The sequence below is a fragment of the Kitasatospora sp. MBT66 genome, assembly GCF_000710405.2.
Taxonomy (GTDB): Bacteria; Actinomycetota; Actinomycetes; order Streptomycetales; family Streptomycetaceae; genus Kitasatospora; species Kitasatospora purpeofusca.
In genome coordinates this window covers 650,665-676,032 of record NZ_JAIY01000003.1, presented here as the reverse complement: position 1 = coordinate 676,032, position 25,368 = coordinate 650,665, and the positions used below count along the sequence as shown (strand labels likewise).

The following is a 25,368-nucleotide window of genomic DNA, read 5'->3' as shown; positions in this document are numbered from 1 at the left end:
CTCTTCTCGGACAGCGGTGTTGTGACGGACGGTGGTGTCGTGTCGAACGGTGGTGTCGTGCCGGACGGTGGTGTCGTGCCGGACGGTGGTGTCGTGTCGGGCGCTGGTGTCGTGTCGCACGCGGCAGAGGGCCCGCCGCGCTTCGGGGTCAGTCAGTGGACCGTGACGACCGTGCTGTGCCAGCCGGTCGCCCCGGAGGGGAAGGGCGGTCTGCGGGTCTCCTCCTGCACGGCGCCGGTGGCGTCGGTGGCGCGGACCTCCAGGCGGTGGGTGCCCGGGGCGGCCGCCGTCCAGGTGTGGTGCCACTGGCGCCACACGTCGGGCCCCGTGTCGGCCGTCAGTCGGGCTTGCTGCCAGGGCCCGCCGTCGACGCGGACCTCCACGGCGGCGATGCCGCGGTGGGTGGCCCAGGCCGTGCCCGCGACCGTGGCCTCCCCGGCCGGGACGCGGGCGAAGGCGGCCGGTACGTCGATGCGGGAGGCGGTGCGCACCTCGCCGGTCCGGTCCCAGCCGCGCCGCACCCAGTAGGGGTCGCGGGCGGCGAAGGTGGTCACCTCCAGGTCGACCAGCCACTTGGTGGCGGAGGTGTACCCGTAGAGGCCGGGGACCACGCTGCGGCAGGGGAAGCCGTGCGCCACGGGCAGGGGCGCACCGTCCATGGCCACCGCGAGCAGCGCGGCACGGCCGTCGAGGACGCACTCCAGCGGCGTGCCGATCGTCATCCCGTCCTTCGAGCGGCCGAGCAGCTGGTCGGCGCCCGCGCGGATCCCGGCGCGGCGCAGCAGCGCGGGCAGTGGCGCACCCAGCCAGCGGGTGGTGCCCGCGTAGGGCCCGCCGACCTCGCCGGAGACGCAGGACAGCGTGTGGTCCAGCTCCTCCAGCGGTTGGGCGAGCAGGTCGGCGAAGGACAGCTCGACGGGGTGGTCGACCATGCCGTGGATCCGCAGCGTCCAGTCGCGCGGGTCGATGCGGGGCAGCGTGAGCGCGGTGTCGACCCGGTAGAACTCGTCGACGGACGTACGGAACGGGGTGAGTCCGGGGATCGCCAGGGCGGCCCGGGGCGGGGGAGGCGGAAGCGGCCGGGCCGGCGGCGGGAGCGTGAGCGAGGCGCGGGCGGCGGAGACGTCGTTGCGGCGGTCGGCCAGGTGGCGCCCGGCGGAGCCGAGGCCGGCGGACAGGAGGACGACGGCGCCCGCGGTCAGGGCGCTTCGACGTCCGGGGTGAACGGGCGGCACGGGGGCCGGGTCGCCGGCGGCCCCCGCCGGGCCGTCGCCCGCCGTCACGGTGTCCTCGGCGCCGGCGTGCTGTCGGGGCCCGGGCCCGCCGGGTCGGGCGTCCGTTCGGGCTGTTGGCGGTGCTGTTCGCCGCGCCGTTCGCGGCGCCGTTCGCAGTGCCGTTCGCGGCGCCGTGAGGAGGAACAGCACGGCGGCGCAGACCAGGGCGGCCGCGGCCGAGGGCAGGGCGTCCCAGGGCCGCGCGTCCGGGCGGGCCAGCGCCGCCCACACCCCGAGGCCACCGAACGCGGCGGACAGCAGGACACCTGCGGCACGGCGGACGGCCGCCACCGGTCCCAGGAGGGCGGCGGTCATGCCCATGGTGGTGTGGATCCCGGTGAGGAGGACCGTCTTGTCCCAGGTGCCGAAGGAGCGCACCGCCCACTCCTTGACCGCGGTGGGCGCGAGGTCGATCGCGGCCGAGCCGATCGCGACCACCGGGGCCGCCTGCGGGCGAACGAGCGCCGCGGCGACCTCGCCCGCCGCGACGCCGGCGCAGACGGCGGCGATCCCGCACGCCATCCGGACCGGCAGCGCTGCGGCCGCGACGCGGGTCCGGTCATGGAGAGTGGTCACATTGTTGGTCACGTCCGGCATTCGGCGGAACGGCCGCGGCGGATGGGTGAGCCGTCCGGATCCACCCGATCGGGTGGAAGAGCCGGTGGGATACCGCCGAGCGCAATCCGTTGGGCCGTCGGCGACGAATAACGTGCGAGCGCACAACGCGCGAGCGAAGAACGTGCGACCGAAGAACGACTTCGACGACGAACGGCTTCGACACCGTTCCTACCAGTACCCGGGAGGCCGACATGCGGGCCGCATCCGACCGTCCGGCCGGCGCGTTCCCACGGCACGTCCGTCCACCCGTCCGCAGGTGCTGCGGGCACCGGAGGCGGCGACAGTGAGTTCCGTGGTGTTCCTGCACGGCAGGCCCGAGCCGCCGCCCGATCTCAAGCCGGTGATGGCCCGCGTCTCGCAGGGCGACCACCAGGCGTTCGCCGATCTCTACGACGCGGTCGCGGGGCCGGTCTTCGGCCTGGTGCGCCGGGTCCTGCGCGACGAGGCCCAGTCGGAGGAAGTGATGCAGGACGTGATGCTCCAGGTGTGGCGCGGCGCGGCGCACTACGACCCCGGCCGCGGTGACGTCATGCCGTGGGTGATGACCATCGCCCACCGCCGTGCCGTGGACCGGGTCCGGTACTGCCGCGCGGCCGCCGACCGTGACCGCGCCGCGGTCGCCGGCACACAGGAAACACCGTTCGACGACGTCGCCGAGCGTGCCGAGACCCATCTCGACCACCAGCAGGTGCGGCACTGCCTGCGCGGTCTCACCGACCTCCAGCGCGAGTCCGTGCTGCTGGCGTACTACCAGGGCCTCAGCTACCGGGAGGTCGCCGAACGGCTGCACGCCCCGTTGGGCACCGTCAAGACCCGGATGCGGGACGCCCTGATCCGGTTGCGCGACTGTCTGGGAGTCGGATCATGAACACCCCGGCCGACGACAACCTGCACCTCCTCACCGGCGCCTACGTACTGGAAGCCGTCGACGACCCGGACGAACACGCGGCCTTCGAGGCCCATCTGACCGGCTGTCGCACCTGCGAGGAGGAGACGGCCGGCTTCGGCGCTGCCCTCGCCCGCCTCGGCGCCACCGGGACCCTCCCGCCCCCGCCCGAACTGCGCGCCCGGATCCTGGCCCGACTGCCGTACGAGCACCAGGCGCCCCCCGCGCCGCCCCCGTCCCCGTCGCGGCGGGCCGCTGCCCCGCCGGCGCCGACCCGCCGCCGGACCCCCTCGCGCCGGTGGCCCCGCCTCGCCCTGGCCGCCTCCCTCACCGCGGCCACCACGCTCGGCGCCCTCACCGTCCAGCAGCACGAGCAGGCGCAGCACGAGCGCGCCACCGCGGAGCAACTGCGCGACCGGCAGGCGGCCTTCGGCGAACTGCTGACCGCGCCCGACGCCCGGGTGACCACCACCGCCGGGCCCGGCGGCCACGGGACCGGTACCGTCGTGTGGTCGGCCAGCCGCAACCAGGCCGGTTTCCTCGCTGCCGGACTCCCCACCCCGGGCCCGGGCCGCGTCTACGAACTCTGGCTCGACCGCGCGGGGACCCTCGCACCGGCCGGCCTGCTGCCGGACGGCGACGGCGCGCTCCTCCTCACCGCACCCCTCGACGGGGCCCACGCCGTCGGTGTCACCGAGGAGCCCGCCGGAGGATCCGACCACCCCACCACCCAGCCGGTCCTGGCGCTGCAACTCGGCCGCACCCGCACCGCCTGAGTGGCGAGGACGTCGACCGCTCAGCGCAGGCCGGCGAAGAGGTCGTTCTCCGGAAGCGGGGCGTCGGTGGTGTCCTGGACCCGGACGAAGGTCTCCACACCCATCAGCTCGGTGAACTTCTCCTTGCCCATCTTCAGGAAGAAGATGTTCTCGCCCTGGCTGGCGTGTGCGGCCAGCGCGTCGAACTTCTGGCCGCCGAACCCGGTGGTGTCCACCCAGGTGGTGATCTCCTCGTCGGGCAGGCCGATCTCGGGCAGCTCCGACTCCTCGGTGCCCGGCTCGTCCCAGTCGCCGCCGAGCTCGCGCATGACCTCGCCGAACCGCGCCATCATCGAGCGCGGGGCCGTCGTCCAGTACACCTTCGGCGTCGCGCCGGTCAGCTCCAGCGCCCGCGACGTGATGCGGTTGGCCTGGATGTGGTCGGGGTGGCCGTAGAAGCCGTTCTCGTCGTAGGTCACGACCACGTCGGGCCGGTATGTCCGCATCAGCTCGGCGAGACGGGCGGCCGCCTCGTCCACCGGCGTGGTCCAGAACGAGCCGGGCGCGTCGTTGGCGGCCCAGCCCATCATCCCGGAGTCCGCGTAGTCGAGCATTTCGAGGTGGTCGACCTTGAGGACCTCGCAGCTGGCCTCGAGCTCCTGACGGCGCATCGCGGCGACGGCCGCCGGGTCGTGTCCTTCCTCCCCGGGCTTGACACCTCCCGGGCCGTCTCCGCACGCGCCGTCGGTACAGGTGACGAGCACCGTCCGGATGCCCTCGGCCGCATAGCGGGCGAGCACACCCCCCGTACCGGTGGCTTCGTCGTCGGGGTGGGCGTGCACGGCCATCAGCGTCAGGGGCCGGTCGGTCATGGGAATCGTCCTTCGGTCTGCCGAGTGTTCGGCCTCAGTGTGCAGCACGGGTCCGACAACGCACGGTCCGCAGTGTCGCTGTCGAGTGTCGGCAACGACGAAGCCGCCACCCCCTATTCCGGGGTTCCGGGCCGACGGGGTGAACTTGCCGGTCGTCGCCCCGTGGTGATCGCGGGGCGGCCTCGGTGCTCCGCGCATCCTGGGTCCGTCCGGGGGCGCGCCCACGCTTCCGGTTCCCCGACCGTGAAGGTGGTCCCACCCGATGACCGAACCCCGTCGTAGACCGCCAGGCCTGACCGCCGCCGCCGTCTCCCTGGTCCTGCTGCCCCTCCTCGCACCGTGCCCGGCCGCCCTGGCCCAGCCGCGCGCGGCCGACCAGTGGTCCGAGCTGCGGGTCCTCGGCCAGTGCCTGACCGCCGAGCAGTCCGGCCCGATCCGGCTCCGCACCTGCACCTCGGAGCTCGGCGAACCCACGCCGACCGGGCAGCAATGGCGGCTGGACTCCCGAGGCGTCCTCCTGAACGGCGTGACCGGTCTGGCGCTGGGCCTGCGACCCGGCAGCACCGCGGCCAACGGCACGCCCACCGCCCTGGTCCCCGCCGACGCGGCCGGTTCCTGGTCGTACGACGCGGCCACCGGCCGACTCGGCTGGACGGCCGGCCGGTACGTCCTGGACTTCAACGTCAACGGCGACTCGGCCACGCTGTACTCACCGGGAGGCGGCGACAACCAGAAGTGGACGTTCGCTCCCGGCTACACCGCCGTCGCGGCCCCGGCCGGCAGCGATGGTGAACTCCGCAACGCAGGCCGGTGCCTGACGCTCGCCGCGATCGCCACCCCCGACCGCTCCGTCTCGGTGGAGCCGTGCGCGTCCGTCGCCGGGCGGCCGACACCGCCGACCCAGCGGTGGACCGTCACCGAGCAGGGCCAGGTGCAGAGTTCCGCCGCGCCCTACCCGGTCCTGGACGTCAAGGGCGACGGCTGGTGGAACGCACGCGTCGTCGCCCGGCCGGTCGCCAACGGCGGCGACCGGTCCCGCTGGCAGTACGACACGGCCAAGGGCGTCCTGCGCTGGGCGGCCGACCCGGCCCTGGCCCTCGACCACAACCGCGCCACCGGCTTCGCCGGGCTGTATCCGGTGAACGGCGGCGGGAACCAGACCTGGACCCGGTTCCCGGCCGCCGACCGGCCGGGAACCGCCCGGACCCAGGCGGCTCCCGGCGCGGCCTCGGCGACCGCCGACTCACCGACCGGCGCGACCGTCCGGTGGAGCGCCCCGGCCGGGCCCGCGCCCGTCGGGTACGCCGTCCACCGCGACGGCGGCCGGATCGCTGTCACCACCGACCGCGAGTACCGCGACGGCGGGCTCGGCCCCGGTGGGGTGCACCGCTACCGCGTCACCGCGCTCTCGGCCGACGGCGCCGAATCCGACCCCGGAGCCGAGGCCGTGCTCACCGCCCCGGCCTGCCCCCGCGCGACCGGCCCCGACGGCCTGGCCCCGTTCGTCCCGCCCGAGCCGGGCCGGCCCTACACCGTCACCCTCGCCGGGCTCCCGTCGGCGGAGAACGAACGGCGGCGCCAGGACCTCGCCCTCGCGCCCTCCGACCTGCGACCGACCGGTCTGTACCTGCCGCCCGGGGCGCGGCTCACCGCCGCCGTCACCGGCAGCGTCGGCGGCGGCAGTCTGCGGGTCGTGGTCGGCCCGCCGGTCGGCTCCGGTCTCACGGGCGCGCGCCCCTATCCCGCCGCCGCGTCCGGGAGCACCCAGGTCCAGGACCACCGTGGCGGCATGGTGTACCTGGCCTTCGACGGCACCGCGGCCGACCGCGCGACCGTCACTCTGAGCGGCGACGTCCAGGTCGCCCCGGTGTTCGTGCTCGGCCGTACCACCGCGGCCGACTGGCGCGCCCAGCTCGCCGAACGTCCCGCCCGCTACGCCGAACTGGTGGCCGGGCGGACTGTCGTCACGCTCACGCGCGACACGGCGGCCCGCTACTCGTACAGCTCCCCGGAGACGGTGCTGCGGCACCTGGGGTGCGCCCGGGGCATCGAGGACGCGGTCGCCGGCTTCGCCGCCCCCACCGGCGCCGACGCGGCCACCGCCCCCGGGCCCGACTCCCCGGGCGTCTTCCCGTTCCACTACGCCGAGGTGGAACGCCGGGCCGGCGCGGCCTTCGCCACGGCCGGCTACATGGGTTTCCAGCAGGAGTCCGCCAACTGGATCGTCGACGGCGCCGCCGCCGGTTGGGGCATCTGGCACGAACAGGGCCACCACCGCCAGCAGAGCTCCATCGAGCCCTCCGAGGTGGTCGAGGTCTCGAACAACGTCTACTCCCTCGCGGTGGAGAAGGCCCTCGGCCGGACCTCGCGCCTGGTCGCCGAGAAGGTCTACGACAAGGCCCTGCCCAAGGTCGGCGGGAGCGGCGTCTCCTACGCCGACTCCTTCGACGCCTTCGAGCGGCTCGTCATGTTCCAGCAGCTCACGCTCCAGTACGGCGAGAAGTTCTGGCCGACCGTGCACAGCCGGGTGCGCGCGGCCCGCCCGCAGGGCACCGACCGCTGGGCGAACCTGACCCTGCTCACCAGCAAGGTGGCGGGCCAGGACCTCACCGCCTTCTACCGGGCCTGGGGCGTCCCCCTCACCCCCGCCGCCCAGCAGGACATCGCCGACCTGCGGCTCCCCGCCGCCCCGGCCGACCTGGCCAGCCGCCGCGAGCCCTGATCGTCCACCCCGATCACCTCGTGCTGACCGGACCGGCACGACGCCGGTCCGGTCGGCCCCGCCCGGTCGGCCCTGCCCGGTCGGGCCCCGGTGGTGGACGGCCGCGCGGGGCCGGGCGGGTCCCGTCGGCTGTCGGTCGCAGCGGCCGACTTGCGGTTCCCCGGTCGCGGGGAGGTGATGGGAGGGAAGGCGTACCGGGCCCGGCCACGGGCCGTCCGGGCGAGGAGGAGCCATGTCCCACCACAAGTCGAACAAGGACGTCGAGGGCGATCCTGACACCGGCCACAGTCGCGGGCTGCCGAAGCGCCCCGACGAGGCGGAGTTGGAGGAGCTGACGAAGGAGGACCGTGAGGAGGTCGGCCTGCCGGCCGACGGTGAGGAGGGGGAGGAGCGCGAGGAGGGCGGCAGGTAGACGCGAGGACCCGCCCCCGCCGGGCGAGCCTTTCCCGCAGGCTCAGCCGGCCGCCCGGCGGAGGCCGTCGAGGATGCTGTGCGCGAGTTCGGCGGTCTGCTGGGGGGAGTCGAAGGGGAGCGTCTTCTCCTGCAGCGCGAATCCGTAGATGTAGCTGTCCAGGACCGAGACGGCGTGGGCGGTCAGCGGGAGGGAGAAGCCGCTCCGGCGCAGGCAGCCGAGGACGGCGTCGTGGTGGCGCAGGGTGGCCGGTCCGGGGGTGGAGCGGGACTCCATCACCCCGATCGCCCAGCGGTGGCGGGACAGCGCGAGACGCATGGAGAGCGCCCGCTGCCGCATGGCCCGGTGCCAGTCGTCGCCGGGGGAGGGCAGGTCGACCTCGCCGAACACCAGGTCTGCTGCGTGTCGCCCAGGTCGTCGGCGGCCTCGACGAGTGCTGTCACTCCGGTCAGCGAGGGGCCCGCTTCCCCGTCGAGGCGTTGCAGCAGCTCGGCGGGCGCGAGGTCCTTCACCAGCGTGAAGCAGTACGCCTCGGCGATGTCGGGGAATCCGTCCTCGAACCACAGGTAGTCAGCAGCGGTTACCGTCATGGCGCAGATCCTCGTCCATGCCACCGACAATATGCCGACCGGAGCCGGGTCCGGGCCCGAGGTGCTGTCCGCCGCCGACCCGGTTTCCGTCGCGCCCGTCACGCCCGCCGTCGGGCGGTGGTCCGGCAGGACGGCGGGTCGATGATCACTGACGTGCAACCTTTGCGGCCGGGCGGGGGTGAGTAGGGCGGAGTGGCGGTCCGGTGGGGCCGTCGCGCGGATCGCGGAGAGGAATGGGATGACCGCGAGTGCAATACCCGTACCGGTGGAGGAGCGGGCCCGGTCGGTCGTGGAATCGGCTGCCGGACCGCCTTCCCGGGCGGCTGCCGGGGAGGGCTCCGGTGTGCGGGAGCTGGGCTTCGAGGGGTTCGCCGCCACGCGGTGGCGGCGGCTGGTGCGTACCGCCTACCTGCTGACGGGTGACTACCACGAGGCCGAGGACGTGGTGCAGGCGACGCTGGCGAAGGTGTTCCGGAGCTGGGCCCGGATCAGTCGGCTGGACGAGCCGGACGCCTATGTGCACCGGGCCCTGGTGAACAACAACCTGAGCCGTCACCGGCGGCGCCGGGTCAGGCAGCTGCTGGTGCCCGTCCTCCCCGAGCGGGCGCACAGTTCGGGCGCCGGCCACCGCGATGTCGAGGAGCGCTCGGTGCTGCTGCAGGCGTTGGCGGAACTGCCGCCGCGCCAGCGGGCCGTCGTCGTCCTGCGCTACTGGGAGGACATGAGCGAGCAGCAGGTCGCCGAGGTGCTCGGCTGCTCGGCGGGCAATGTGAAGAGCCAGGCCAGCCGTGGGCTGGCGAAGCTGCGCGGCCATCCGGCACTGGCCTCGTACGCGGTGGGGTCCGGTTCGACGAGCGAGGGCACGAACGGAGGCAACAGGTGATGGACACCGAGGACATGGTGCGGGGCGCGCTGCGGTCGGAGGCGGACGGGCTCGCCGTGGGGGACTGGTCCGCCGGGGCCGTGCAGGTCCATGTGCGCCGGCAGCGGCGGGGCCGCCGTGTGGCCTTGGGCGTCTCCGCCGTGGCGGCCGCGCTCGTGGTGGTGGGCGGTACGGGCGTCGCCCTGTCGGCGCGGGACGGGGTCCGGGCCGTGGCGGCGGCGTCGCAGCCCTTGGCGCCGCCGGCCGGGCCCGCGCCCGAGGCCGTGGCCGTGGAGCCCGGCCAGCAGTTGCCGCTGGGCCGCGAGAACTGGTGGATGCGGCTGAACGACCAGGAGGTCTGCATCCACGACGAGCCCGCGTACAAGACCGGTCCGGGCTGTGCCGGGCACTCCTGGGCGGGGGGCGCGACGGAGATCACCATGCAGTACTACGGATTGCCGCCGCAGCGGCAGGAGGGTTTCTACAACCTGGTGTACACGGGGCCCGGGCGGGTGGCCTCGATGGCCATCGAGGTGGACGGCCAGGCGCACTGGGTCACCGTCGCCCAGCTCCCCGGGAGTCCGGGCTTCGCCAGCGGCTTCTTCTGGGGGCCGGCCCTCAAGGACTCCGGCACCCCGAGCGAGTACCCGCCCGGCGGCGTCCGGTTCGCCGCGTACGACGCGGAGGGGAAGGTGCTGGCGAGCAAGACGTTGGGGTCCTGACCCGGTACCGACCGCGCCGGGTCCCGCGGAGCGCTCCGCGGGACCCGGCGCGGTTCCGGGCCCCGGACGGCGGATCCCCTACGGCCGACCGCGTCCGGGGCCCGGACCGGGCCGGTCGGTGCCGGCCCGCCGCACCCGTACCGAGGCGGCGTCGACGATCGCCGAGGTCCAGTCCGGCTCACCGCAAGCACCCGGCCCGGTCGGTACGGCCCGGTGCAGCCGGCACCAGAGCCCGGCCCTGGTCCAGGCGGAGAAGCGCCGGTGCGCGGTGGCCGGCGAGACCCCGAAGGTCGGTGGCAGGTGCCGCCACGCGCATCCGCTGGTCAGGACGTACACCACCGCGGCGAACACGGCCCGCTCGTCCAGCGGCGCGGTGCCACCGCCCTGGCGACGCGTCGCGAACGACGGCAACAACGGCGCGACCTGGTCCCACAGGCCGTCGGGGACCAGCCGCTGCGACAGATCAGCGCCCACGGATCCATCATGCCCGCGGCCCGCCACGATCCCACGTGATTATTGTCATGAACGTTACGAGTATCGGCCGCGTGATCGCCCCCGCTCAGGGCCGGTCCGGCGCCGGTCCGGCACCGGTTCAGCGGCAGCTCAGTGGCGGCTCAGCGGTAGCTCAGTGGTGGTTCAGCCACCCGGCCGCCTCCGTCGCCCAGTAGGTGAGCACGATGTCGGCGCCCGCGCGGCGGATCCCGGTGAGCGACTCCAGCACCGCGCGGTCCCGGTCGATCCAGCCGTTCGCCGCCGCGGCCTCGATCATCGCGTACTCGCCGGAGACCTGGTAGGCGGCCACCGGCACCTCCGAGACGTCCTTGACCGCCCGGAGGACGTCCAGGTACGCGGTGGCCGGCTTCACCATGATCATGTCGGCGCCCTCGGCCAGGTCCAGTCGGGCCTCCCGCAGGCCCTCCCGCGCATTGGCCGGATCCTGCTGGTAGGTCCTGCGGTCGCCGACGAGTTGCGAGTCGACCGCCTCCCGGAACGGCCCGTAGAGCGCGGAGGCGTACTTGACCGCGTAGGCGAGCACGGCCGCCCCGGAGTGGCCCGCTCCGTCCAGCGCGGCCCGGATCGCGGCCACCTGGCCGTCCATCATGCCGCTCGGCGCGACGACGTGGGCCCCGGCCTCGACCTGTGCCACGGCCATCTCGGCGTAGATCCGCAGCGTGCGGTCGTTGTCCACCAGGCCGTGCTCGTCGAGCACCCCGCAGTGGCCGTGCTCGGTGAACTCGTCGATGCAGACGTCGCCGATGATCACCGTCCCGTCGCCCACCTCGGCCCGCACATCGCGCAGTGCCGCGTTGAGCACACCGTCCGGGTCGAGGCCGCGGGAGCCGTCCGCGTCGTACTCCAGCGGGATGCCGAAGAGGATCACGCCGCCGACTCCGGCCTCCACGGCCTCGACGACCGCCTTGCGCAGGGAATCGCGCGTGTGCTGGACGACACCGGGCATCGAACCGATCGGTACCGGTTCGGTGGCGCCCTCCTTGACGAACATGGGCAGTACCAGGTGGCGAGGCTCCAGCGTGGTCTCGGCGACCAGCCGTCGCAGGGCGGGGGTACGCCGAAGCCGTCGCGGGCGCTGTTCCGGAAACACCGATGTCCTCCTCGGGACCGTGGGACCTACTGCGGTCCAGCCTACGACCGCCCGCGCGCGCGGTCGGACGTCACCACCCAAGCGCCGTAACCGAGTTCGACCCTTCGGGTGGGCGCTGCCGGGGCGAGGCTCCGATCCGCCCCGCCACCCGCCGCGCTCACCCGCCCGGGACCGTCCTTCGACCACGACCGGCCAAGTTCTGAACAGCGACAAGTACTTGGGGCGATCACAAGCTCCGTGCACGTTTTCCCGCCTAGGCTCATTCCCGGACATGAGGGAGTGAACCTGTGCGAACCGAGTTAGCACCCGAGATCGAGACCACCGACAAGCGAGCCGTCCGGCACGCGCTGCTGATCGCGCTGGCGAACGGGATCGGCTATCTGCCGTTCGCCCTGACCATCCCGATCCTGCCCGGCCACGTCACCGGCCGCCTGCACGGCGGCCCGGCCGAGGTCGGCGCGGTCATCAGCGGCTACGCGCTGACCGCGTTGCTGGCCCGCCCGGTGTCGGGCGTGCTGATGAACCGCCTCGGCACCCGGGCGCTGACCATCGGCGGAACGGTGCTGACCGCGCTCGCCACGGTCTGCTACCCGCTCGCCGGGTCGATCACCGAACTCATCGGCCTGCGCATGCTGCTGGGCGTCGGCATGGGCGTGATGCTGGCCGCGGTCGGGGTCTGGCCGGTGCAGCTCGTCGCCAAGGACCGGCAGGGCTGGGCGCTGGGGCTGGGCGGTACCGTGAACTACGTGGCCATCGGCCTGGGCGCGCCGCTGGGTTCGTTGATCGAACACCTGGTGGGCACGGCGAGCACCTTCGTGATCTCGGGACTGATCGCCCTGCTCGTCATCCCCATCGCCCTGTACGTACCCGAGGTGAGGCTCTCCTCGACCTCGGAGCGGGCCGACACGGACCAGGGCCGGGCCGCGCTGCTCGGCGTGGTGCTGCCCAGCGTCGCGCTGATTTTCACCGCGTTCGGCTTCGCGGCCGTCTCCAGCTTCGCGGTCGCCAAGTTCGACGCGCTCGGCATCGCCGGGGGAGCGGTCGTGGTCACCGCCTACTCGCTGACCGTGGTGCTGCTGCGGGTGGCGGGCAGTTGGATCCGCTGGGAGGCCACGCGACCGGTGGAGCTCGCGGGCCTCTTCCTGGTCGAGGCCCTGGGGGTGGCGCTCCTCGGGGTGGCGGACGGCCTCGGCCTGGGCGTGGTCGGCGGTGTGCTCATCGGTGTGGGCATGTGGCAGATCTACCCGATGCTGGGCCTGTTCGTGGTGCGCTCGGTCAGCGAACGCCGGCGCGCCACTGCGCTGTCGACCTTCGGCGCCTGCTTCACCGTCGGCCTCGCCGCCGGCAGCGGCTCCCTCGGACTGGTCGCCGGGGCCGCCGGGTACCGGACGATGTTCCTCGTCTGCGCGGCCTGTGTCGGCCTGGGCCTGGTGGTGGCCGTGGCCGCGGCCAGGGTGGCCCGGATCGACTGACCCCGCCGGCTCCGGGACGGGTGCCCGGTCGGTGCCGGGGCGGTACCGGACCGGAGCCGGCGGGGTCGGTGCGCGTCGGGTCAGGCGGCCCCGGTCACTGGGGCACCGAGGTGGCCTCGGCGAGCCGTCGGACGTACTCGACGAACTGCGCCGCCGTCGAGTGCTCGTAGAGCTGCTTGGGCGCCACCCTCGGCAGCTTGCGTTCCCGCATCTCGGCGAGGACCCGGACGACCAGCAGGGAGTTCCCGCCCAGGGTGAAGAAGTTGTCCTGCGGGCCCACCGGGGTGTTGAGGAACTTGCTCCAGATGCTCAGGATGTCGTCGGTGATTCCACCGGCGGCGGGCGACTCGTGGGTCTCGGGACGCTCCTGGGCCTCGGCCGGCGTGGCTGCGGAGCTGTTGCGCGGATCGGGCAGGCCGGAGACGTCCGGCTTCCCGTTGATCGTGAGCGGGATCCCGGCGACCGCGGTGATCGTCGTGGGCATCATGTAGTCGGGGAGCTTCGCCTTGGCGTGCGCGAGCACCTCCGCCGGGTCCGTCGCCCCGTCCGCGGCTGCGTCCAGGACGACGTAGGCGTCGATCCGGCTGCTCGCCGGATCGTCCGGGTCGTCCCGGTTGACCACGACGGCCGCGGCGGTCACCCGGGGCGCGCCCAGCAGTACCGTACGGATCTCGTCCAGTTCGATGCGGTGCCCGCGCACCTTGACCTGGTTGTCCAGCCGGCCGAGGTGGTCGAGGCGGCCGTCGGGGCGCAGCCGTCCCTTGTCGCCGCTGCGGTAGACCCGTTCACCGGTCGCCCCGTCGAGGACGAACCGCTGCGCGGTCAGCTCGGGCAGGCCGAGGTACCGGTCGGCCATGCCCGCGCCGCCGACGTAGATCTCACCCGGGACGCCGGGAGGCAGGACCCGGCCCCGCTCGTCCCGGACGGACAGCGACCACCCCGGCAGCGGACGGCCGACCGACCGCGACCCCGCCACCACGTCCTGCGGGGTCACCGTCTGGGCGGTCACGTGCACGGTGGTCTCGGTGATGCCGAACATGTTGACCACCCGGCAGTCGGAGGCCGGGTGCCGGGCGAACCAGGGGGCCAGCATGCGCACGTCCAGCGGCTCGCCGCCGAAGACGACCAGCCGCAGGGCCAGCTCCCGCCGGACGCGTTGATCGGTGCGGACGAGCTGCGCGAACGCCGACGGGGTCTGGTTCAGCACCGTGACGCCCTGCTCGGCCAGCAGGTCGTAGAACTCCTCGGTGTCGCGGGTGGTCCAGTAGGGCACGACGACGAGGCGGCCGCCGGTGAGCAGGCAGCCCCAGATCTCCCACACGGAGAAGTCGAAGGCGCCGGAGTGGAACAGCGTCCAGGTGTCGTCCGGGCCGAGCGCGAAGTCCTCGGCGGTCGCGCGCAGCAGCGCCAGCACGTTGCGGTGCGGCACGACCACGCCCTTGGGCGTGCCGGTGGAGCCGGAGGTGTAGATCACGTAGGCGGGGCCGTCGCCTTCGTCGTCACCCTGGTCGGAGCGGTGCGCGCCGGTGCTCGTCCGGTCCGCCCCGAGCTCCGCCAGCGCGGCCGGGCTCAGCAGCCGGACCCCCGGGACCTGCGGGAACTCCGCCGCGGACGTGACCACGACGGGCACCTCCGCGTTCTGCGTGGTGAAGCGCAGGCGCTGCGCCGGGTAGCGCGGATCCATCGGCACGTACGCGCAGCCCGCCTTGAGCACGCCGAGCAGGGTGACCACCAGCTCGGCGTCCCGTTCCAGGCAGACACCGACCAGGCTGCCCGGTGCGACGTCCAGCGCGGACAGGCCCGCCGCCACCGCGTCCGCCCGGTCGTTCAGCTGCCGGTAGGTCAGCCGGTCGCCGTCGGCCAGCAGTGCCACGGCGTCCGGCCGTGCGGCGGCCACCCGCTCGAAGGCCCGGTCGATCCGGCCCTGCACGGGCGCCCTGTCACCCGCCCCGTCGGCCCCGCCCGTGCGCAGGATCTCCTCGCGTTCGGCGGGCGGCACCAGCTCCAGTTCGGCCAGGGGCCGTGCCCCGGGGCCGTGCGCCAACTGGCTTGCCAGATGGGCCACGTGGGCGCAGAACCGGTGCGCGACGGAGGCGTCCACGCTGCCCCGGTCGAACCGGCAGGTCGCGTGGGAGGCGCCCTCGTCCAGCTGGACGGTGAGGGGGAAGACCGGGGCGAGGGCGGCGGTGTAGCCGCCCTCCTCGAAGGCCGGGCTCAGGACGACCCCGACCGCGGGCGGTTCCTGTGCTGCGGCTGGTGGGGGCGGCGTGACCGGCGTGACCGGCGCGTCCGGTGTGACCGGCTCCCGGTCGAACCGGCGGAGGAACTCCGCGCCGGAGCACTCCGGATGCTCCTCCACCACGTGCACACGGACGACTTCGCCGGTGCCGGTGCCGTCGCGCAGGTCCAGTACGCCGAGTTCGGCGCGGTCCCCGCCGGCGTACCGGCTCAGGGCCAGGGCGATCGCAGGCAGGAAGAGCCGTTCGGCGTGTTCGCCCAGGCCGCCGAGATCGATCCGCACGCTGCCGACGACCCCGCGCAACTCCGGCTCGCCCAGGCCCCATTCGGGCCCGCTGCGCTGCGCGGGGACCGGCCCTCCGCCGACGGTGGGCCGGGGCAGCACACCGGGCAGCGCGCCACCCTCCTCGGCCGCCCTGCCCAGCGCCCGCCGGGCGATCCGCCGTAGTGCGGCCGGCGGGACCGCCGCCCGGACGGCCACCAGGACCAGGTCCGCCGTCCCGTCGGTGTACCGCAGGACCACCGCCCGCAGTGGAGGGCCGTCCCGGTGGATCGGTCGCGAGGACTCGGCGTGTCTGCGCGCCTCGGCCGTCGGTTCGTCGGCGCCCGCCGGTACCGAGGTCTGCCAGATCCGGACCGGATCGGGCGTCGCTCCGGACAGCAGGTGCTGCGGGTCCGCGCCGGCGGGGAGCCGCAGCACCAGGCTGTGACACCCGGCGGCGGGCGCGTCGGTCGTGGATGTCGTCACGGGGGCCTCCTGGTCATCGGGAGTCGTCGGGAGTCGTCGCGGTCATCGGGAGGAATCAGGAGTCGTCGGGCGCCGTCGGGCGTCACCGGGACGTGAAGCCGCCGTCCACGGTCAGCACGCTGCCGGTGACCTGGCGGGAATCGTCCGCCGCGAGCCACAGGGCCGCGCCCGCGATGTCGGACGGCTCGATCAGCGCGTTCATGGGCTGGTCCCGGACGAAGATCTGCTCGTGCTCGGTGACCGGGACCTCCAGGGACCGGGCGATCTCGGCGAGCATCCGGCCCTCCAGCACCGGATCGTCCCGGACCGACCCGGGGCAGAGCGCGTTCACCCGGACCCGCATCGGGGCGTAGTCGAGCGCCGCGGCCCTGGTCAGTCCGATCAGCCCGTGCTTGGCCGCGACGTAGCTCGCGAAGTGCCGGTACCCCACGGTGCCCGCGGTCGAGGAGACGTTGATGATGCTGCCGGCCCGGCGGTCGACCATCACCGGTGCGACCGCCTTCATCATCCGCCAGGCACCGGAGAGGTCCACGTCGAGCATGAGCGACCACTCGCGCTCGGTGATGTCGTGGGCGATCTTCCCGGACGGCGAGGCGATTCCGGCGTTGTTGACCAGCACGTCCACCGTGCCGAACCGGTCGAGTGCCCGGTCGACCGCCAGCGCGCACTGCCGGGAGTCCCGGACGTCGACGGCGGCGGTCACGGTCGCGGCGCCGGCGCGTTCGCACAGGGCGGCCGTGTGCTCCAACTGGCCGGACGAGCCGAGCGGATAGGGCACGTCGGGGAGGTCCCGGGCGATGTCCAGCAGCAGCAGGTCGGCTCCCTCCTCGGCGAACCTGAGCGCGCAGGCACGGCCGAGGCCGCGGGCCGCGCCGGTGACGATCACGGCCTTGCCGGTCAGCCTCACCTCGTGCTCGCGACCGTCAGAAGCAGCAGCCGTTCCGGATCGTCGACCAAGTACATGTGGCCGCCGGGGAGTTCGCGGTAGGAGAACGGGCCGCTCGTCGTCCCGGCCCACTGTTCGGCCTGGGCACGGGAGACGAGTTCGTCCCGCTCGCCGCGCAGGGCGGTGACCGGTACGGAGAGCGCCTCGGTGCCGATCGGCCGGTAGTTCTCGTGCAGTTCGACGTCGGCGCGGAGGATCGGGAGCAGGACCTCGACGAGTTCGGGGTCGTCGAAGGCCGCGTGCCGGTAGCCGGCGAACCTCTGCACCCCGGCGATGAACTCCTCGTCGGCCAGGCCGGTGGCCCGCTCGGTCCGCCCGTCGTGCGGGCCCGGCGATCCACTGACGAACAGGTGGCGCAGTCCGGGGTGGCCGATCCGCTCGAGTTCCCTGGCGATCTCGTAGGCGAGCACCGCGCCGAGGCTGTGCCCGAACAGGGCGAGGTCCGCCCGGTCCCCGGCGTCGGCCAGGATCCTCGGTGTCAGCTCGGCGACGGCGTCGGCGACCCCGGTGAACGGGTCGTCCAGGAATCGTTCCTCGCGCCCCGGCAACTGGACCGGGAGCAGCGTCACATCCGGTATTCCCAGCTTTTCCCATTCCCGGAAGAAACCGGCGCCACTGCCCGCGAAAGGCAGGCAGGCGAGAACCGTCGGTTGTGCACTCATGGGCCCTCATCCTTCTTCGTCATTCACGAAGTTTCCTGATAACCAAGTCCCGGTGCTGCCCGGCAGCGTAACCCACGGACGGCTCCACCGACCACGATCCGCAGGTGCCGGTGGCCGGTATTCGACGGCAGCTGTCGGTCCGCGGCGCCCGGTCGGGGGTTCGCCGAACGGACTGCCGGTTCGGCGCCGCCGGCACTCGGGCTACCCATCACCCGGCCCCCCGCAAACCTCGGCTCCCGTCCGTGTGTTCACCCGGGATCACCACTTGTTGGAGTGTCGACGAACCGCCCCCCGCGCTGTCCGGCCCGGCGTTCGCCCAGCTCGGTCCTTCCGTCCGGGAGGTCCGCGTCCGGAGCACGGTGTCTCACGTGGTGCCCGGCCCTCCGCCGCCCACCGCCCGGCAGGAAATACGGCGTGGCCGGCCGAATCCTCCCCGCCGCTGCTCCGATCCACCGCAGAGTTACAGTCGGAGGCACCACATGAGACATTGTCAAATACGTGATGGGACGGCGGACAAACGGTGATGGAGCTTGTTCCGGCCGGAGCCGGCGTGCTTATACTCGCGGTTATGGTGGATCACCACGGAGTGCATCGGGAAAGCTTCCAGGGTTTACGGGATTTATCGGACCGGGTGGTGTGATGACTTCTTCGCGCTGGGCGATATTCACTGATCATGAAAACGGGCACGGCCGGAGTGTGAGGCGATGAGCATCCACCAGCCCCCGGTCACCCGGACCGAGCGGATACTCGCCGAGATCTGGTGCGATGTGCTCGAACTCGACGAGGTCGGCGTACTCGACAACTTCTTCGAAGTCGGCGGGTACTCGATGCTCATGCAGCTGGTGCGGGCGCAGATCGCGGAGCGCACGGGTGTCCGTCCGACCTTGCCCGAACTGTTCATCCACTCCACGATCCGGTCGTGCGCCGCTTTCCTCGACGGATCGGCCCCGGGCGGCACGGCGAAGGTCGGCACGGCAGCCGCCAGTACGACCAGCCGGCAGGACAACGGCCTCGTGGCAGAAGGCAGTTCGGACCGCGATACGGTCCGGGGGGAGGTCCGTGACACGGACATCGCCGTCATCGGCCTCGCCTGCCGCTTCCCGGACGCGGTCGACGCCGACCAGTTCTGGGACAACCTGGTGTCCGGCGTGGACAGCATCAGCCGGTTCCCCCCGAAGAGCATCCCCGGCCCCGGCGGAGGCAAGCGCGAGTACGTGCCCGCGCGCGGCCTGCTGCGGGAGCCGGAGTGGTTCGACGCGGGCTACTTCGGCTACACCCCGCGCGAGGCCCTGCTCACCGACCCCCAGCACCGGGTCCTGCTGGAGTGCGCGGTCGAGGCGATCGAGGGCGCCGGCTACGACCCGGACCGGTTCCCGGGCCTGATCGGCATCTACGCCGGGTGCAGCCTGTCCTCCTACACGGAGACCCTCCGCGCCAGGCAGCGGGAGGACCAGTCGATCACCACCTGGGACATCCTGATGGGCACCACCAGCGACTACCTGGCCAGTCGCATCGCCTACAAGCTGGGGCTGCGCGGGCCGACCGCCAACGTCCAGGCGGCGTGTGCCACTTCGCTGTACGCGGTGCACTTCGCCGCGCGTGCCCTGCTCGCCGGGGAGTGCGATCTCGCGCTGGCGGGCGGCAGTTCGGTGCGGCTGCCGGCCGAGCTGGACAACTACCGGGTGGGCGGGATCACTTCGCCGTCCGGCGTCTGCAGCCCGTTCGACACGGCCGCGGACGGGGTGGTCGGCGGCCAGGGGTGCGGGATCACCGTACTGAAGCGGCTGTCCGAGGCGATCGCCGACGGCGACCACATCCATGCCGTGCTGCGCGGTTCCGCGGTGAACAACGACGGCAGGGACCGTGCGGGCTTCACCGCGCCGGGAGTCCGGGGCCAGGTCGAGGTGGTCAGGGCGGCTCAGCGCGCCGCGGGCGTCACGCCCTCGTCCATCACCTACCTCGAGGCGCACGGCACCGGCACCCGGGTCGGGGACCCGATCGAGGTAGCCGGGCTGAACCAGGCGTTCGACGACGGGCAGCCCCGCGAGGAGCCGTGCCTGCTCGGCTCGGTGAAGGGCAACATCGGGCACCTCGACGCCGCCGCCGGCATCGCCGGGTTCATCAAGACGGTGCTCGCCGTGGAACGCGGCACCGTCCCGCCGAGCCTGCACTACTCCGTGCCGAACCCGGACATCGACTTCGCGGCGGGCCCGTTCGTCGTGGTCACCGAGCCCACACCGTGGGCGCCCGTCGGGCAGCCGCGCCGGGCCGGTCTCACCGCCCGCGGGCTGGGCGGCAACAACGCGCACATCGTGCTGGAGCAGCCGCCCGCACCGCTGCCGCGTGCCGGGGCCGAGGACCACCAGCTGCTGGTGCTGTCCGCGCACACCCCGGCCGCGCTGGACGAGCTGACGGCCCGGGTGGCCGGCCGGCTGGCCGACCGTCCGGACCTCGAACTGCGCGACGTGGCCTGGACCCTGCAGGTCGGCAGGCGGCTGCACGGGTACCGCCGGTTCGCGGTGGTGCGCGACCGGCAGGACGCCCTGCGGGTGCTCGGCGGGGGCGCCCCGGAGCGGCTGGTCGACGGTGACCACGCCAGGGACGGACGGGCCGTGGCACTGGTGCTGCCGCGGACGGTCGACGCCGAGCGGGTGCGGCACTGGCAGGCCCTCGGCCCGGCCCCGGACCTCACACTGGGCCCGGACAGCGACGAGGCCGCGATCGGCTCCGCACTCGACACCCCCGGCCGGGTGTTCCTCGACCTCGGCGACCCGGGGACGGCCGCAAGGCTGAGGGAGCACCCGCGGTGGACGCCTGAGCACCTCGTCGTCCCGGTCACCGACCCCTTGGCGGCACTCGGTGAACTGTGGCTCGCCGGGCTGTCGATCGACTGGGCCGCGGCCCGCACGGAGCCGGCGCGAAGGGTTCCCCTGCCCGGCTATCCGTTCCAGCGGCAGGCCTACCTGCTGGAGGCGGGGCCCGTCGTGCAGCCGTCCCCGTCCGCCCCCGAGGCCGGGCCGAACACCGAGCGGACGGTGTCGATGCTGTTCACCGAGATGCTCGGACTGCCGGAGGTCGACCCGGAGGACAGCTTCTTCGACCTCGGCGGGGACTCGCTGGTCGCGAACGAGCTGATGGGCAGGCTCGAACAGCTGCTGCCGGTGCGGCTGGAGGTGCGGGCGATGTACGACGCGCCGTCGGTACGGGAGTTCACCGCCCTGGTCGAGGAGCAGCTGCGCGACGCGGCGGTGCGCCATGACTGAGGTCCGGGTGATCGAGCGACCCGCGCCGGCCACCGCCGTCGCCACCCTGTACTGCTTCCCGCACGCGGGCGGCGCGGCGGGGGAGTACGCGCGCTGGGCGGCCTACACGCCCGGCCTGCGGCTGGTGGCCGTCCAGCCGCCGGGCCGGGCGCACAACCTCGGCGCGGAGGCGTTCACCGCGATGCCGGAGCTGGTGCGGGAGATCCTCGCGAAGGTGCGGTTCACCCCGCCGTTCGCCCTGTTCGGCCACAGCCTCGGCGCGCTCGTCGCGTTCGAGGTGGCCAGGGCCCTGGGCACGAGCCCGACCCGGCTCTTCGTCTCGTCCTGTCCGGCGCCGCCGCTGTCCGTGTCGGACCCGCCGCTGCACCTGCTGGACGATGCCGGGCTGCACGCCGAGATCGAACGGCGCTGGGGCCCGCTGCCCGCGGCCACCGGGGCCGACCGGGACCTGCTCGCCGCCGCGCTGGCCTGCTACCGCGCGGACCTCCAGGTGCTGGAGACCTACGAGCACGTGCCCGGCCCCCGGCTGCGGTGCCCGGTCACCGCGCTCGCCGGCGCGGAGGAGCCGAAGGGCGAGCAGTGGACGGCGGGCTGGCGGGACCTCACCGACGGAGCCTTCGCCTCGCACGAGCGCGCGGGAGGTCACTTCCACACCCGGGACGACCTCGACGGCCTCGGCCGGCTGCTCGGCGACACGGTGCGCGCCGACCTGATCCGGACCGAGCGGAGCACGGCCAGGTGAGAGCGGCGCGGGGCCGCGCCGGCGGGGGATGCCGCCCGCCGGCGCGGCCCCGCGCGGCTTGTCGACAGGAATTCGGATGTGGGACGACACCATGGAGGCAGAGCCGTGCACCGGAGCATCACCAGGACCTACCTCAAGCACTACGCGAACGTCCACCGGGGAGCCGCCGGGCTGATGCCGCTGACCGGCGCGCAGCGGAGGTTCCACCACACCAGGTCCGCCGATCCGCACGAACGGGTGCGGATCCTGCCGGTCTTCCTGGAGTTCCCGCCCGGCCTGCTGGACACCGGGCGGCTGGAGCGGGCCGCCCGGTCGGTCCTGCGGCGGCACCCGGCCCTGCGCGGGGCGGCAGACACGGTCGACGGGGTGCCGCTGCTGCGGATCGGCCCGGTCCCCGAGGGGCCGCTCGTGCGGGAGACCGCGGCCCCCGACGCCGACGCCGCCGCGTGGGCGGCGCTGGACGACCGGTCCGCCGGGCAGGGCCCGTTCCGGGCGGTCCTGGCCAGGGACGAGCGGCGGGACCTGCTCGCCATCGGGTTCGACCACCTGGTCTGCGACGGCGAGTCCACCGGCCTGGTCCTGGAGGAGCTGATGTCCGCCTACCGGAGCGGGGAGGAGGTGCCGGAGTCCGCGGCCGCCGCCGAACTGTCCCGCTACCGCGAGGCGGTCGAGCGGCAGTTGGAGCGCGAGCACGAGGCCAGCGGGCCGGAGGCGCTGGCGCACTGGACCTCCCGGGTGCGCGACGCCGGGCCCGGCCGCTGGGGCCGGGAGCCGGGCGAACGCGGCGGGCAGGCCACGGCCTGGCAGCGCGTCGCACTGCCGGGGGCGGCCACGGACCGGCCCTTCCCGGCGCTGCTGGCCGCCTGCCACACGGCGCTGACCCGGACACCGGGCACCGCGCCGGTCGCCTACACCTGGGGAAGCCCCGACGGGGCGGGTGTGGTCGGCTGCTTCATCAACACGGTGCTGGCCAACCCGCAGGGCGACGGCGTCCGCGAGGCCTGGTGGGAGGACCTCGAATTCGTCGACACCCCGTTCGACGAGGTCGTCCGGGCCGCCAGGGCGAGCCGCGCGCCGTGGACCGGCCACCTCGACCTCGTACTGACCCTCGTCGACCTCACCCGCCGTCCGGCACCGGTGCTGGACGGCGTGCCCGGCCGGTTCAGGTACCCGCCGGGCCACCGGATGGAGGACCCGGTGATCGTGACCGCCGTCCACGAAGGGACGGAGCTGTCGCTGCGCATCGACCACGATCCGCTGATCGTCCCCGGCGCCGACGCCACCGCGATCGCCGAGGCGCTCGGCGCGTCCTTCACGGAGGTCGGCCGTGTCGCGGGCTGAACCCGCCGCCCGCTCGGTGCTGATCAGCCTCGACGGGCGGTCACCGGCCGTGGAACTGCCCGACGGCGACAGCGTGTGCTTCGGCTGGCGGGCCGGGGAGATCACCCTCGGCACCGACCGGGCGCTGACCGCCGGCCGGATCGACGCGTTCGGCGACTACTGGCTGATGTCGAACTGCGCTGCGGCGGGCACCTACTGCGTGGAGAACCTGGAGGGGGCGGGGGAGTACGTGAAGGTGCGGGCCGGCCGGGCCGGGGTGCCGATCCCCTTCGAGCTCAGCCGGGTGACGCTGACCGTGGGCGCCGGGAGCAACAGCTTCACGGTGTACGCCCCGGAGGTCCCGGAAGCCCGGGAACACCGGACCGCCGTCGAGCCGGACGGCGGCGCGCTCCCGCTGCTGGACGAGGAGAGCCGGTACTTCCAGGTGCTGGTCTGCCTGTGCGAACCGAGACTGCGGGACTGCGGCGCGGCGGCGGTGCCGACCCCGGCACAGGTGTCGGCCCGGCTGTCCGCAGGCGGCGTGCCGCTCGGCCGGTCGGCGGTCAACTACCACATCGACTACCTGGTCAAGAAGCTCGGGACCACGGCCCCGCGCGGGATGACCCGGGCGTGGAAGCGGGACACGGTGGTGACGCTGGCGCTGAAGTTCGACCTGGTGCGCCCGGTGCATCTCGGCCTCATTCCCGGGCGGGCGCCGGCGCGGGTTCCGGGACGCTTCGAGGAGGGTGGCCGTCCGGCGCTCCACGTCTGACGGTGCGGCCCTGATCGCTCACCGGCCCGGCTCACCGGCCCCCGGCGGCGGCGACGATCCTCGTGACCTCCTCGGTGAAGTCACCCAGGGTCGTCCTCTCGAACATGATCCGCGGGGGCACGCGGTGGCCGAGCTCCTTGCGGATCCGGCCGACCGCCTGGACCGCGAGCAGCGAGTGCCCACCGCGCTCGAAGAAGTCGTCGTCCTCCCGCAGTTCGATCCCGCCGAGGAGTTGGGACCACACGCGTCGGACCACCTCCCGCACCGGGTCGCCGTCCTCGGCGGGTGCGGGGCCGTCCGCGCTCTCCGCGCCGTCCGCCGCTTCGGCGCCGTGCGCGGCGTGCAGGGCGCGCAGGGCCGCGAGATCCACCTTCCCCCGCTCGGTCACCGGCAGCCGGTCCACGAACACGATCACGTTCGGGACCATGTGGCCGGGCAGCCGGCCCCGCAGGTGGGCGTGGATCCCGTCCGCCGAGCGCCGGTCCGGCGCGGCCACCACGAACCCGGCGAGCGCGTGGCCCTGGGGCAGGACCGCGCAGTCCTGGACGTCGGGATGCGCGCGCAGGGCGGACGCCACCTCCCCGATCTCTACCCGGTGTCCGTTGACCTGCACCTGGTCGTCGTCCCGGCCGAGGAACTCCAGCGCGCCCGCGGCCGTCGTCCGGACCCGGTCGCCGGAGCGGAACACCGGGCCGAGGCCGGGCAATTGGACGAAACGCTGCTCCGTGAGCACGGTGTCGCCGAGGTAGCCGCGCGCCACGCAGGCGCCGCCGATCAGCAGCTCCCCGTCGGGCGAGACATGCAGCTCCGCCCCGGTGACGCCCTGGCCGATCGGCACGTCCGGCCCGGTGTCGGTCCCGGCGTCGAACTCGTGGTAACTGACCGCCACGGCCGCCTCGGTGGGCCCGTACCGGTTGAACAGCCTCACGTCGGGCAGCAGTTCGACGATACGGCGTGCCACGGGGGTCGGCAGCCGGTCCCCGCCGCTGATCAGGTAGCGCAGGCCGGTCGCCTTCCGGAACTCCGGCTCGTCGAGCAGCAACGACAGCATCGCCGGGGGGAGTCGGACCGCGGTGATCCCGTGCTCGACGAGGGCGGTGGCGATGGCGAGCGGGTCCTGGTGGTCGCCCTCGGCGAGCGAGACCACCGTGGCGCCCGCAGCGAGCGGCCAGAAGAAGTCGGTGAGCGAGGCGTCGAAGGTGTAGGGCGCCACCTGCAACACCCGGTCGCCGACTCCGAGCGGCAGCCGCTCGGCGAGCCACTCCAGGTGCGGGGCGAGGTTGCGGTGCTCGACCACAACGCCCTTGGGAGTGCCGGACGATCCGGAGGTGTAGAGGACGTAGGCGGGATCGTCGGGGGCGACGACGGTCGTCGGCCCGGCCGCCCGTAACCCATCGCCCTCCGTGTCGACGCCGAGCGTGCGGATGCCGCTGCTGTCCCCGAACCGGGCCGCGGTCGCGTCGTGCACCAGCACCGCGGCCGGTGCGCAGCCCGCGAGGATCCGTGCCAGCCGAGGAGCCGGTTCCTGCAGACCGAGCGGTACGAACGCCGCACCCGCGCGCAGGACACCGAGTACGGCGACCGCCATGTCGGCCCCGCGCTCCAGGAACAACGCGACCCGCGTGCCGGGTCCGGCTCCGGCGTCGACCAGGCGCCTCGCGAGCCGACCGGACCGCTCGGCCAACTCCCGGTGGCTCAGCGGCCGTCCGGCACTGTCGAGCCAGGCCGTGGCCGCCGGTGGCGCGCCTTCGAGAACCCGGGTGTGCAACAGGTCGTGGTCCGACATCCTCGTCCCCCCGCGGTCGGGTCGCTCACAGAGGTCCGATCCGATCACGGCTCCGGGGCCGCGTCATCCTGTCGAACGTCAGGGGTGGTCGACTGCCGGCCAG

At 73.8% G+C, this 25,368-nt stretch carries 21 protein-coding genes; 11 read left to right on the top strand and 10 right to left on the bottom strand.

Features of this window, described 5'->3' with window-relative positions:
* Positions 1-152 precede the first annotated feature (152 nt).
* Positions 153-1,871 carry a molybdopterin-dependent oxidoreductase gene (locus tag BI06_RS05045; protein ID WP_043465398.1) on the bottom strand — a complete coding sequence of 573 codons (1,719 nt, stop codon included), beginning with the start codon at positions 1,869-1,871 and terminating at the stop codon, positions 153-155.
* Between the two features lie 304 nt (positions 1,872-2,175).
* Between BI06_RS05045 and sigK the strand changes: the two genes are divergently transcribed.
* Together sigK and BI06_RS05035 are read left to right on the top strand one after the other, a co-directional pair.
* Entirely contained in the window at positions 2,176-2,760 is a 585-nt protein-coding gene (sigK, locus tag BI06_RS05040; RefSeq protein WP_082558268.1) for an ECF RNA polymerase sigma factor SigK, read from the top strand.
* The gene (locus tag BI06_RS05035) at positions 2,757-3,554 is read left to right on the top strand and encodes an anti-sigma factor (RefSeq protein WP_030395268.1); all 798 of its coding nucleotides are present in this window, start codon (positions 2,757-2,759) and stop codon (positions 3,552-3,554) included. The genes sigK and BI06_RS05035 overlap by 4 nt, the downstream gene beginning before the upstream one ends.
* A gap of 20 nt (positions 3,555-3,574) precedes the next feature.
* On the opposite strand, the gene BI06_RS05030 is transcribed toward BI06_RS05035, so the two are convergent.
* Positions 3,575-4,405 (bottom strand): PIG-L family deacetylase, encoded by an 831-nt coding sequence (locus tag BI06_RS05030; protein WP_030395269.1) that lies wholly within the window; start codon positions 4,403-4,405, stop codon positions 3,575-3,577.
* Positions 4,406-4,667: 262 nt separating this feature from the next.
* Here BI06_RS05030 and BI06_RS05025 point away from each other — a divergent pair, with 262 nt between their 5' ends.
* Positions 4,668-7,127, top strand: coding sequence for a M60 family metallopeptidase (locus BI06_RS05025; protein WP_043465395.1), 2,460 nt, complete (start codon positions 4,668-4,670; stop codon positions 7,125-7,127).
* Between the two features lie 232 nt (positions 7,128-7,359).
* Positions 7,360-7,539, top strand: a complete 180-nt coding sequence (locus tag BI06_RS05020) for a hypothetical protein (protein WP_030395271.1) — start codon at positions 7,360-7,362, stop codon at positions 7,537-7,539.
* 42 nt (positions 7,540-7,581) lie between these two features.
* Here BI06_RS05020 and BI06_RS45930 read toward each other — a convergent pair whose 3' ends face one another.
* Positions 7,582-7,929, bottom strand: coding sequence for a TetR/AcrR family transcriptional regulator C-terminal domain-containing protein (locus BI06_RS45930; protein ID WP_051740249.1), 348 nt, complete (start codon positions 7,927-7,929; stop codon positions 7,582-7,584).
* A complete protein-coding gene (locus BI06_RS55415; protein WP_244215591.1) occupies positions 7,815-8,129 on the bottom strand; it encodes a DUF6461 domain-containing protein in 315 nt (104 codons plus the stop codon). Before BI06_RS55415 ends, BI06_RS45930 begins: the two co-directional genes overlap by 115 nt.
* A 238-nt stretch (positions 8,130-8,367) precedes the next feature.
* On the opposite strand from BI06_RS55415, the gene BI06_RS05010 reads away from it, so the two are divergent.
* The gene (locus BI06_RS05010) at positions 8,368-9,012 is read left to right on the top strand and encodes a SigE family RNA polymerase sigma factor (protein ID WP_082558267.1); all 645 of its coding nucleotides are present in this window, start codon (positions 8,368-8,370) and stop codon (positions 9,010-9,012) included.
* Positions 9,012-9,713 carry a hypothetical protein gene (locus tag BI06_RS05005; protein WP_206743631.1) on the top strand — a complete coding sequence of 234 codons (702 nt, stop codon included), beginning with the start codon at positions 9,012-9,014 and terminating at the stop codon, positions 9,711-9,713. The genes BI06_RS05010 and BI06_RS05005 overlap by 1 nt, the downstream gene beginning before the upstream one ends.
* Before the next feature lie 78 nt (positions 9,714-9,791).
* On the opposite strand, the gene BI06_RS05000 is transcribed toward BI06_RS05005, so the two are convergent.
* Positions 9,792-10,187, bottom strand: a complete 396-nt coding sequence (locus BI06_RS05000) for a transposase (RefSeq protein WP_030395275.1) — start codon at positions 10,185-10,187, stop codon at positions 9,792-9,794.
* Between the two features lie 151 nt (positions 10,188-10,338).
* Positions 10,339-11,316, bottom strand: a complete 978-nt coding sequence (hemB, locus tag BI06_RS04995) for a porphobilinogen synthase (protein ID WP_082558266.1) — start codon at positions 11,314-11,316, stop codon at positions 10,339-10,341.
* Positions 11,317-11,603: 287 nt separating this feature from the next.
* Between hemB and BI06_RS04990 the strand changes: the two genes are divergently transcribed.
* Positions 11,604-12,788 (top strand): MFS transporter, encoded by a 1,185-nt coding sequence (locus tag BI06_RS04990; RefSeq protein ID WP_043465388.1) that lies wholly within the window; start codon positions 11,604-11,606, stop codon positions 12,786-12,788.
* A gap of 94 nt (positions 12,789-12,882) precedes the next feature.
* Here the strand turns inward: BI06_RS04990 and BI06_RS04985 are convergent, their stop codons facing one another.
* The 3 genes from BI06_RS04985 to BI06_RS04975 all read right to left on the bottom strand — a co-directional run bounded on the left by BI06_RS04985 (position 12,883) and on the right by BI06_RS04975 (position 17,382).
* Positions 12,883-15,774 carry an amino acid adenylation domain-containing protein gene (locus BI06_RS04985; RefSeq protein ID WP_051740248.1) on the bottom strand — a complete coding sequence of 964 codons (2,892 nt, stop codon included), beginning with the start codon at positions 15,772-15,774 and terminating at the stop codon, positions 12,883-12,885.
* Positions 15,775-15,856: 82 nt separating this feature from the next.
* On the bottom strand, positions 15,857-16,681 hold the full coding sequence (locus BI06_RS04980) for an SDR family oxidoreductase (protein ID WP_030395279.1): 825 nt from the start codon (positions 16,679-16,681) through the stop codon (positions 15,857-15,859).
* Positions 16,678-17,382 (bottom strand): thioesterase II family protein, encoded by a 705-nt coding sequence (locus BI06_RS04975; protein WP_030395280.1) that lies wholly within the window; start codon positions 17,380-17,382, stop codon positions 16,678-16,680. The genes BI06_RS04980 and BI06_RS04975 overlap by 4 nt, the downstream gene beginning before the upstream one ends.
* A 704-nt stretch (positions 17,383-18,086) precedes the next feature.
* Here BI06_RS04975 and BI06_RS04970 point away from each other — a divergent pair.
* The 4 genes from BI06_RS04970 to BI06_RS04955 all read left to right on the top strand — a co-directional run bounded on the left by BI06_RS04970 (position 18,087) and on the right by BI06_RS04955 (position 23,479).
* Positions 18,087-20,645, top strand: a complete 2,559-nt coding sequence (locus tag BI06_RS04970; protein WP_051740247.1) for a beta-ketoacyl synthase N-terminal-like domain-containing protein — start codon at positions 18,087-18,089, stop codon at positions 20,643-20,645.
* Positions 20,638-21,387: a thioesterase II family protein gene (locus BI06_RS04965; protein WP_051740246.1), complete on the top strand. Its 750-nt coding sequence runs from the start codon at positions 20,638-20,640 to the stop codon at positions 21,385-21,387. Before BI06_RS04970 ends, BI06_RS04965 begins: the two co-directional genes overlap by 8 nt.
* A 105-nt stretch (positions 21,388-21,492) precedes the next feature.
* On the top strand, positions 21,493-22,728 hold the full coding sequence (locus tag BI06_RS04960) for a condensation domain-containing protein (protein WP_051740245.1): 1,236 nt from the start codon (positions 21,493-21,495) through the stop codon (positions 22,726-22,728).
* Positions 22,715-23,479 (top strand): hypothetical protein, encoded by a 765-nt coding sequence (locus BI06_RS04955; protein ID WP_051740244.1) that lies wholly within the window; start codon positions 22,715-22,717, stop codon positions 23,477-23,479. Before BI06_RS04960 ends, BI06_RS04955 begins: the two co-directional genes overlap by 14 nt.
* Before the next feature lie 31 nt (positions 23,480-23,510).
* On the opposite strand, the gene BI06_RS04950 is transcribed toward BI06_RS04955, so the two are convergent.
* Positions 23,511-25,265, bottom strand: coding sequence for a non-ribosomal peptide synthetase (locus BI06_RS04950; protein WP_043465385.1), 1,755 nt, complete (start codon positions 25,263-25,265; stop codon positions 23,511-23,513).
* Positions 25,266-25,368: the final 103 nt, after the last annotated feature.